We start from the raw sequence: 6,592 nt of genomic DNA on the forward strand, positions 1-6,592 counted from the left end.
GCGCCCTCGGCGATGATCGAGAGGCCGAGTTCCTGGGCCATCTTCACGATGGAGCGCAGGATCGCTGTCTGGCCGGTCGCGATCTGGCGCACGAAGGATTGGTCGATCTTGATCGTGTCGAAGGGGACGCGTTGCAGGTACGACAGCGCCGAATAGCCGGTGCCGAAGTCGTCCAGCGACAGGCCGGCGCCGAGGTCGTGGATGCGGTGGAGCATCTGCGCGGCGTATTCGGGGTTCTCCATCACGAGGCTCTCGCTCATCTCGAGCTTAAGGGACCCCGGAATCACGCCGGAGCGCGCGAGAATGGTCTTCACGTCGTGCAGGAGGTCGTGACGCAGCAGCTGCCGCGACGAGACGTTCACGGAGGCGAAGATCGGTGGGTCGACGTCGAGGGAGCGCTGCCATGCGGCAAGCTCGAGGGCGGTGCGCTCCAGGGCGTAGATGCCGAGATTGACGATGAAGCCGCTCTCCTCCGCGATCGGCAGGAAGGTTGCCGGTACGATGCGTCCGAGCTTCGGATGGTCCCAGCGCAGCAGGGTCTCGAAGCCCGCGACGGTGCGGTCCTCCAACCGGACGATCGGCTGGAACAGCACCTTCATCTCGTTGCGCTCGAGCGAGCGGCGCAGGTCTGCCTCCAGCGTCAGACGATCGCTGCGCTCGTTGCGCATGGTGGCGCGGAACACCTCGATACGGTCGCCGCCGCCGCGCTTGGCCTGGATCATCGCCGTCTCGGCGTTCTTGAACACTTCTTCGCGCTTCAGGTTCGCGCCGCCCTCGTGCAGGGCGATGCCCACCGAGACGGTGAGAAAGATCTCGCGATCGGCGTAGGTGATGGGGGTGGCGATGCCTTTGCGGATCATCTCCGCGAAGGCGAGGATGCGGTCGGGCTCGCGCTCGGAGAGCAGGATCAGTGCGAACTCGTCTCCCGCGACGCGGGCGAGGGTATCCTGCGGCCGCAGCAGCCGGCCGAGGCGGCGAGAGAGGGTCAGCAGGATCGAGTCGCCGGCCGAGAGACCGATCGCCTCGTTGATGGCCTTGAACCGGTCGAGGTCGAGAACGATCGTGGTCGGCTTCAGGCGCGGGTCCTGGCTCGCGAAGGCGATGGCCGCGTCCAACCGGTCGTAGAAGAGCTCGCGGTTGGGCAATCCGGTGAGGCTGTCGTGCACGGCGTCATGGAGGAGGCGCTCCTCGGCGGTCTTGACCTCGGTGACGTCGCTGATCGTGCCGACGATGCGGATCACCTCGCCGTCCGACCCGATGACCGGGCGGGCCTTGAGGCGGTACCAGAAATAGGGTCCGCTCGTCGAGCGCAGCCGAAAATCGTGGACGATGCGGCCGCGTCGCTCCTCGATCACCGTGTCGAGGGCCGCCGAGTAGCGCTCGACGTCGAAGGGATGAACGAGGCCGAGCCAGTTCGCCGCCGGCCCTTCCAGGGCGCCCCGCTTCAGGCCGAGCTGCCCCTCGATCTCCTGGCCGGCGAAGACCCGGTCGCCGGGGACGTCCCAGTCGAAGACCACGTCGCCGGCGCCCGTCAGCGCGAGGGCGCGGCGCTCGGTGTCCGAGACGAGGGCGTGGGTGAGCCCGCCGCCCGCGAAGGCATGCTGCATCACCGTGAAGCCGATCAGCATGACGATCAGCACGAGGCCGCCAATCAGGGCCGGCTGGACGAGGTCGCTGCCGATCTGACCCGTGATGGCAAAGCCCGCCGCCACCACCCAAACCAGAAGAAGGCACCAGGTCGGCACCAGCAGGATCGCGCGGTCGTAGCCGTTGTGCGCAGCCAGGTAGACGATCAGCAGCAGGCCGACGCCGGCCACCGCCGCAATGGAGATGCGTGCCACGCCCGCCGCCACGGGCGGATCGAACACCGCGAGCCCGACGAGACAGGCGAGAAACATGAGCCAGATGATGGCGACGTGGCTGTAGCGCACGTGCCAGCGGCTGAGGTTGAGATAGGCGAAGAGGAAGACCAGCAGGGTGGCGCCGAGTACAGCCTCGGTCGAGGCGCGGTAGACCCGCTCCGCCACCTCGGTGATCGGGAAGACCCGCTGCAGGAATCCGAAATCGATGCAGGCATAGGCCAGGACCGCCCAGGCGAGCGAGGCAGCGGCGGGGAAGATGATTGCGCCCTTCACCACGAAGATGATGGTGAGGAATAGCGCGAGCAGGCCCGCGATGCCGATGATGATGCCCTTGTAGAGGGTCAGCCCGGTCGACTTCTTGCGGTAGGCTTCCTGGTCCCAGAGGTAGACCTGCGGGATGTTGGGGCCGCGCAGCTCCGCCACGTAAGTGACGGTGGCACCGGGATCGAGGGTAATGATGAACTGATCGGATTCCGGGTTTTCGTCGCGCTCCGGCCGGATGCCCTGGCTCGCGGTGATCGCGGCGATGCGCGAGCCGCCAAGGTCCGGCCAGATCACGCCAGAGCCGACGAGCCGAAAATGCGGCGCGACGAGGACGCGGTCGACCTGCTCGTCGGTGTCGTTGGTGAGCGCGAAGACCATCCAGTCGGGCCGGGCGCCGGTATCGCGGGCTTTGACCACGATGCGGCGAACGATGCCGTCCTTGCCCGGAGCCGTCGAGATCTGGATGAGGTCGCCGTCCGAGCGGTAGCGCTCGATCATCGGCGTCAGGTCGATCGCGGGTGCGTCGAGGGTGACGCGCACCGCCTCGACGGCCCGCGCTGGCGCGCCGAGAATCAGGGCTCCGAGCAGGGTCGCGATGAGAGCCGTGAGGAAAGCGGCGAAGACGGGAGCGATTCTACGCAACGGGCGAGTGTTCCGGCCGGGCGGGGCATGGTCGACGAGACGGTGAATACGGCCAAGGATGAGCGTCAGTCGTATCGGCGCGTTCCCCCGCGGGCAAGGCGGGTGATGCGCCGAGCGCGCGGACGTTCACCGTTTCCTGACCCTGGCGCCGAGCCGCTTCGATCGCCCGGCTTTGCGGCCAAAACAAGCCGCGTGGCCCGGGATCACGCCGCCTTCAGGGTCGCCGCGATCTGCTTGAGCCCCGGCAGCTTCTTGATCGGGCCGATGGCAGCCAGCGTCGGCGCCCCGGCGAGCAGGCGCTTGCCGGCGGCGCGGACATCGTCGACCGTGACCGCGTCGACCTTCGCGATGACCTCGCTCGCCGGAATGACCCGGCCCCAGGCCAGGATCTGACGGGCATTGCGCTCGATGCGCCCGCCCGGAGTTTCGAGTGCGGAGAGCAGGGCCACCTTCAATTGTGCCTTGGCGCGTGCGACCTCAACCGTGTCGGCATCCGCCGCCGCCCGGATGGTGGCCTCCAGGGTTACATCGACGAGTTCGGCGAGGTCGCCGCCCGACGTGCCGGCGCCGATGCCGAACAAGCCGCAATCGTAGAACGACCAGTGGAAGGACTGGATCTCGTAGGCGAGGCCGCGCGTCTCGCGCACCTCGTGCCAGAGCCGCGAGGTCAGGCCGCCACCGAGTACCTGCGCGAACATGTGCAGCGCGTAGTAATTCTCGTCCCGGAACGAGAGGCCGGGAAGACCGATGACGAGGTTGGCCTGTTCGAGCTTCTTCGGCAGCCGCTTCTCGCCGCCGCCATAGACGCCCGGGACGGCTTCAGGCGGCTGCATCGGCTTCATTGCCCCGAAATAGCGCTCGGCGGACTCGACGATTCTGTCGTGGCCGATAGCGCCGGCGGCGGCGAGCACGATGCGGTCCGGCGTGTATTCGCGGGCGATGTAGGCCTCGATGGCACTGCGATCGAAGCTGTTGATAGTCTCCGGCGTGCCGATGATGGGGCGGCCCATGGGCTGATCCGGAAACGCCGCCTCGGTGAAGGCCTCGTAGACGACGTCGTCAGGGGTGTCCTCGATCGCCGCGTATTCCTGCAGGATCACGCTCTTCTCGCGGGCGAGTTCGCCGGCGTCGAACACCGAATCCGTCAGGATGTCGCCGATCACGTCGAGGGCGACGCCCGCATCCTCGCCGAGCACGCGCGCGGTGTAACTCGTGCCCTCGGCGCTGGTCGCCGCGTTGATGTCGCCACCGACATTCTCGATGTCCTCGGCGATGCGGCGCGCGGAGCGGGTCTTCGTGCCTTTGAAGGCCATGTGCTCGATGAGGTGGCTCAAGCCCCCCTCGTCCGCCCGCTCGTGGCGCGAACCCGCGCCGACCCAGACGCCCAGGGTGGCCGTGGCCACGCCCGGCATCGCCTCGGTGACCACCGTGACGCCGTTGTCGAGCTTGGTGATCTTCAGGTCGGGGGAGGCGCCGTGCGTGGCGAAGTGCTGGTTCATGAGCGCTCAGGCCCCCTTCGTGATGCGCGCGCGCTCGCGGATGAAGGTCTCGACCGCCGCCTGGTCGTTGGCGACGCGCGAGAAGCTCTCCGGTCGGTCCATCAGGTCAGCCAGATGAGGTGGCAATTCCGGCCGCCGGCCGCCGACCGCCTTGGCGACCGCATCCGGAAATTTCGCGGCATGCGCGGTGGCGAGCGCCACGACCGGCGTGTGTGGGTCGCGCTTCAGGAGCCGGCGGGCCGCGTGCACACCGATGGCGCTGTGGGGATCGATGACGTGACCGGTCTCCGCGTGCGTCCGGGCGATCTCCGCGACGACCTCGGGCTCGGAGACGGACACGGCGTCGAACTCCGCGCGCACGGTGTCGAGGACGGACGCGTCCAGATGGAAGCCGCCCGATTGCTTCAGGCCGGCCATCAGGCGGCCGAGGCTCGACGCGTCACGCCCCAGGGCCTCGAACAGCAACCGTTCGAAGTTCGAGGAGATCTGGATGTCCATCGACGGCGAGGTGGTGGGCTGTACCCCTCGGACCTCGTAGGCGCCGTGCTCCAGGGTACGCGCCAGGATGTCGTTGGCGTTGGTGCCGATCATCAGGCGTTCGATCGGCAGACCCATGCGCTTGGCGACCCAGCCGGCGAGGATGTCGCCGAAATTGCCCGTCGGTACCGCGAACGAGACCGGCCGGTGGGGCGCGCCAAGAGCGACGGCGGAGGTGAAGTAATAGACCGCCTGCGCGGCGACACGCGCCCAATTGATCGAATTCACGCCGGAGAGACGAACGTCATCGGCGAAGTCGCCATGCTGGAACAGCGCTTTGACGATGTTCTGGCAATCGTCGAAATTGCCGTCGATGGCGATGGCGTGGACGTTGTGCGCCCCCACCGAGGTCATCTGCCGACGCTGGACCTCGGAGACGCGTCCCTCCGGAAACAGGATGAAGATGTCGACCTGGTCGAGACCGCGGAAGGCCTCGACGGCCGCGCTGCCGGTGTCGCCCGATGTGGCGCCCACGATGGTCGCGCGCGCGCCGCGCGCCCGCAGGACGTGGTCCATCAGTCGCCCGAGGAGTTGCATCGCCACGTCCTTGAACGCGAGCGTCGGGCCGTGGAAGAGTTCGAGCAGGAACAGATTGTCGTCGAGCTGCGTCAGCGGGCACACGGCCGGATGCCGGAACGTCGCGTAGGCATCCTCGATCATCCGATCGAGGTCCGCGTCGGCGATCTCTCCATCGATCAGGGGCCGAAGGACGGTCTTGGCGGCATCGGCGTACCGGACGCCCGCGAGCCCCGCGATCTCCGGTTTCGCGATCTGCGGCCAGGTCTCGGGAACGTAGAGGCCACCGTCGCGGGCGAGACCGGCGAGCAGGGCATCGGAAAAGCTGAGGGGCGCCGCGGCGCCGCGGGTCGAAACGTGAAGCAAGGGGGCCTCCAGGAAGGCGCCCCGTCTACACGATGTGGGCGGGCGTGTCGAAAGGCGCCACGCGGGTCAGGCGTTGCTGCCCGGCGCCTTGACGAGCTGGCATCCGGTGATGCGCCAGGCGCCGTCGGCCTGCTTCTCCAGGCTGTAGAGGGCGGCCCAGTCGATACCTTCCGCGTCCTGCAGGGTCACGCCGAGCGCCAAGCCATCCTCACCGGCATCCTCGATGCGGTCCACGCTGAAGCGGCGCGCCCGGTAGACGGCGCTGTAGCCTTGCCGAACCATCGCGATGAAGGTTTCGGGCGTGGGGAACATGTTCTGTATGGCGGGGGCGGCCTGCGCATAGGCGGTGGCGGCATCGTCGCGGCGGAAGGCTTCGATCTGGCGCTCGACGGTCGCCTTGGCCTCGTCGCGGGCCGCAGCATCGGCGGCGTGGGCCGGGCCGACGAGGAGAAGTGCCAGGAACAGGAGGATGGTGCGCATGGTGCCCACTCCGTGATGTCTTCGCACCGCAAAGGTTACGCGTATTCCACACGCCGGCAATGCAAAACTCCGGCCGCGCGTCTCATCGGTGGAGGGGCGAAGTGGATTCCGGATCGTCGTAGAGGCGTCGCCAGGCGAAAACCGCGAAAACGCCGAGCAGGCAGGCGGCAATCCCGAACCACGTGAAGGCATATTGCAGGTGGTTGTTCGGCAGATCGACACGCAACTGGCCACCCTTGGGCCATCCACCGGGATTGGGGGTCGCATCGGCCTCCACGAGGTAGGGACGCGGATCGGTCAGCCCGCGCGACGCGCTGATGCCCGCAATGTCGCGGTTGAACCATTCGTTGCGCACGGGATCGGGGGCCGGCACGAACATCGTACGCGGTTCGGATCCGCGCAGGATGCCGGTGACGCCGGTGGGTC

General features: G+C 67.8%; 5 protein-coding genes. All 5 read right to left on the reverse strand.

The annotated features are described in order from the left end of the window. Nucleotides 1-2,768: EAL domain-containing protein (locus JWQ05_RS06735; protein ID WP_366944562.1), on the reverse strand; the 2,768-nt coding region annotated here is incomplete at its 3' end. 203 nt (nucleotides 2,769-2,971) lie between these two features. Continuing rightward, entirely contained in the window at nucleotides 2,972-4,267 is a 1,296-nt protein-coding gene (locus JWQ05_RS06740; RefSeq protein WP_299656476.1) for a pitrilysin family protein, read from the reverse strand. Nucleotides 4,268-4,273: 6 nt separating this feature from the next. Further along, a complete protein-coding gene (thrC, locus tag JWQ05_RS06745) occupies nucleotides 4,274-5,686 on the reverse strand; it encodes a threonine synthase (RefSeq protein WP_299656478.1) in 1,413 nt (470 codons plus the stop codon). A gap of 66 nt (nucleotides 5,687-5,752) precedes the next feature. Next, a complete protein-coding gene (locus JWQ05_RS06750; RefSeq protein ID WP_299656480.1) occupies nucleotides 5,753-6,166 on the reverse strand; it encodes a DUF4864 domain-containing protein in 414 nt (137 codons plus the stop codon). Nucleotides 6,167-6,248: 82 nt separating this feature from the next. Continuing rightward, nucleotides 6,249-6,592 (reverse strand): SURF1 family protein (locus tag JWQ05_RS06755; RefSeq protein ID WP_299656482.1); only part of this gene is annotated, 344 nt, incomplete at its 5' end.

It is taken from the genome of Methylobacterium sp. (assembly GCF_028290105.1).
Taxonomy (GTDB): domain Bacteria; phylum Pseudomonadota; class Alphaproteobacteria; order Rhizobiales; family Beijerinckiaceae; genus Methylobacterium.

Excerpts from the sequence above, each read along its gene's own strand:
- JWQ05_RS06750 (WP_299656480.1), bottom strand. The coding sequence starts at position 6,166 with ATGCGCACCATCCTCCTGTTCCTGGCACTTCTCCTCGTCGGCCCGGCC.
- JWQ05_RS06740 (WP_299656476.1), bottom strand. The coding sequence starts at position 4,267 with ATGAACCAGCACTTCGCCACGCACGGCGCCTCCCCCGACCTGAAGATC.